The organism is Thermosulfurimonas sp., assembly GCF_015491435.1.
Lineage (GTDB): Bacteria > Desulfobacterota > Thermodesulfobacteria > Thermodesulfobacteriales > Thermodesulfobacteriaceae > Thermosulfurimonas_A.
Window position 1 is genome coordinate 1 of record NZ_WFVX01000097.1, and the last position, 2,544, is coordinate 2,544.

A 2,544-nucleotide genomic window follows, 5' to 3' on the forward strand; every position below is an offset into this window, starting at 1 on the left:
GAATAAATACATCCACCCGGGAAACCAGCTTGCGATCCATGAACTCTTCAGCGGAAAACCCCTTCACCTCGCCGGCTATGCGCACCGGAAGATGGGAGGCGTCGAACTTGGTAATGGGCCCTATCCCTGATTCTCCGGCCACTACCCGACGCCAGTTCTCCTCCACACCTATGCCCAGGGGAGAAATAGCCCCCAAACCGGTAACTACCACCCTTCGCCGCATAAAGATCTCCCGGCTCTTATTCTTTCACCCGCTCCCGCACAAAGTTTAACACGTCTCCCACCGTGCGCAGTTTCTCGGCCTCCTCATCCGAGATCTCCATCCCGAACTCCTCCTCCATGGCCATGACCAGTTCCACCAGATCCAGGGAATCCGCCCCCAGGTCGTCCACAAAAGAGGCCTCGGGTTTCACCTGATCCTCCGAGACATTCAGCTTTTCCGCGATAATCTTGATCACCTTTTCTTCTACCGCCATAAGACACCTCCTTTCGCCGACCAAACTTGGGTTGCTTTTAGCGTATCTTCCCAAAATTTCAAGCCTAAGGGCCCTTTCGCTCTCCCGGCAAGAAACGAAGAAGACCGTGATTACCAGAGTCCGCCATTTACATGCAGCACGGTACCGGTGATATAGGAAGCCCGATCCGAAGCCAGGAAGACCACCGCGTGGGCCACCTCCTGCGGGGTCCCGGCCCGCCCCATGGGTACCCTTGAAAGCAAGGCCTCCCGGGCTTTTTCCGGAAGCGCGGCCGTCATATCCGTCTCGATAAACCCCGGCGCTACCACATTCACCGTGATTCCTCGCCGGGCCACCTCCAGGGCCAGGGATCGCGAGAACCCCACCAGACCCGCCTTGGAAGCCGCATAATTGGTCTGGCCGGGGTTGCCGGAAAAGGCTACCACCGAAGAAATGTTGATAATGCGACCGTAGCGGCGTTTCATCATCCCCGGGAGTACGGCCCGGGTTACCAGGAAGGCCCCCCGAAGGTTTACGGAAAGGACCCGTTCCCAGTCCTCATCCTTTAACCGCACCAGAAGCCCATCGCGGGTTATTCCGGCATTATTTACCAGGATATCAATGGTCCCCAGGGCCTCCTCCACCTCTTTTACCCCCCGGGCCACGGCCTCGGGATCGGCCACATCGAATCTCACGGGAATGGCCTTTCCGCCCATCTGCTCTATTTCCCGCACCACTTCGCGGGCCGGCCCCTCGGAGGCGGTATAATTTACGGCCACCGCGGCTCCGGCCCGGGCCAGCTCCAGGGCCACCGCCCGCCCAATTCCCCGTGAAGCTCCGGTAACCAGGGCTACCTTACGGCCCAGATCCATTTTTGCCCTCCTTTATCTCCCGAATTCTACGTATAAGGGCCGGTAGAATTCGCCGGGCATCTCCTACCACGGCTATATCGGCCTGTTTCATAAGAGGGGCCTCGGGGTCGATGTTGATAGCCACCACGGTTTCCGCTCCCTGAATCCCTACGGTGTGCTGCAGGGCTCCGGATATGCCAAAACCCAGGTAAAGTTTCGGAGCCACACTCACCCCGGAAACCCCGATCATGTGTTCTTCGGAGATCCACCCCAGGTGGCAGACCGGACGGGTGGCCCCTACAGCCCCGGAAAGGAGTTCGGCCAGCTCAAAGAGCTGGGCAAAATTTTCCTTACTTTGAAGGCCTCTTCCTCCGGCCACCACCACCCGGGCCCGGGTCAAAGGATTCTCTACGCGGGGAAGAGGACGAAGCGCACGCCGCACCAGGGCACTGGGCGGAAGGGCCGCGAGCTTTATCTCCTCCACCCTTCCCCGGGGCTCGCCCGCTTCCGCCTTAGGAAACACCCCGGGGCGCACCGTGGCCATCTGCGGACGGGTGCGGGAGACTATTTTGGCCAGGATATTCTCTCCAAAGGATGGACGAATCTGCACCAGCCGTCCCTCTTCATCCACTTCAAAAGCGGTGCAATGGGCCGTAAGCCCCAGCTCCAGCTCTCCGGCAATACGCGGAGCCAGGGCCTGCCCCTCGCTGGTGGCCCCGAAAAGAAACACCTCCGGCCTTCGTTCCCGGACCATGTCACCGAGAAGGCGTCCGAAAAGGTCATCCCGAAAATAATCCAGTTCCGGATGAACCAGGAAAAGGACCTCCTCGGCCCCGTAAGCCAGGACCTTTTCCACCCCGGGCCTCCGGTCCTCCGGCCCCAGGGTCACCACCACTACCTTCTGACCGAGGCGGGGAGCCAGGGTGCGGGCCACACCAAGCAATTCGTACACCACAGGATGGAAATCCTCCTCTGCCCATTCTCCATAAATCCAGAATCCGGCCATAGGCGCTACCTCCCTAAATGAGTCCCCGGGTCCTTAAGTGCGACACCAGTTCCTGGGCCACCTCTTCGGGCTCCCCGGTGAGAAGAATTTGCTCCCGCTGGTAAGAAGGGGCAAACACATCGAGAACCTGGGTGGGCGAGCCGGAAAGGCCTAGTTTTTCCGCTTCACATCCAAGATCCTGAGCAGAAAATACCCGTGGAGCAAGCTCCCGAACCGCAAGCAGACGTTTGAG

At 59.6% G+C, this 2,544-nt stretch carries 4 protein-coding genes and 1 pseudogene; all 5 read right to left on the reverse strand.

Annotation, left to right across the window (positions count from 1 at the left end; all coding sequences use genetic code 11):
* Nucleotides 1-223 (reverse strand): beta-ketoacyl synthase N-terminal-like domain-containing protein (locus F8J34_RS04310; protein WP_297056776.1); only part of this gene is annotated, 223 nt, incomplete at its 3' end.
* Between the two features lie 16 nt (nt 224-239).
* Nucleotides 240-476, reverse strand: coding sequence for an acyl carrier protein (gene acpP / locus F8J34_RS04315; RefSeq protein WP_297056777.1), 237 nt, complete (start codon nt 474-476; stop codon nt 240-242).
* 110 nt (nt 477-586) lie between these two features.
* On the reverse strand, nt 587-1,327 hold the full coding sequence (gene fabG, locus F8J34_RS04320) for a 3-oxoacyl-[acyl-carrier-protein] reductase (RefSeq protein ID WP_297056778.1): 741 nt from the start codon (nt 1,325-1,327) through the stop codon (nt 587-589).
* The gene (locus F8J34_RS04325) at nt 1,311-2,312 is read right to left on the reverse strand and encodes an electron transfer flavoprotein subunit alpha/FixB family protein (RefSeq protein ID WP_297056779.1); all 1,002 of its coding nucleotides are present in this window, start codon (nt 2,310-2,312) and stop codon (nt 1,311-1,313) included. Before F8J34_RS04325 ends, fabG begins: the two co-directional genes overlap by 17 nt.
* Before the next feature lie 13 nt (nt 2,313-2,325).
* Nucleotides 2,326-2,544 (reverse strand): annotated as a pseudogene (locus F8J34_RS04330) (electron transfer flavoprotein subunit beta); the annotation flags it as partial.

Excerpts from the sequence above, each read along its gene's own strand:
- F8J34_RS04325 (WP_297056779.1), bottom strand. The coding sequence starts at position 2,312 with ATGGCCGGATTCTGGATTTATGGAGAATGGGCAGAGGAGGATTTCCAT.
- fabG (WP_297056778.1), bottom strand. The coding sequence starts at position 1,327 with ATGGATCTGGGCCGTAAGGTAGCCCTGGTTACCGGAGCTTCACGGGGA.
- acpP (WP_297056777.1), bottom strand. The coding sequence starts at position 476 with ATGGCGGTAGAAGAAAAGGTGATCAAGATTATCGCGGAAAAGCTGAAT.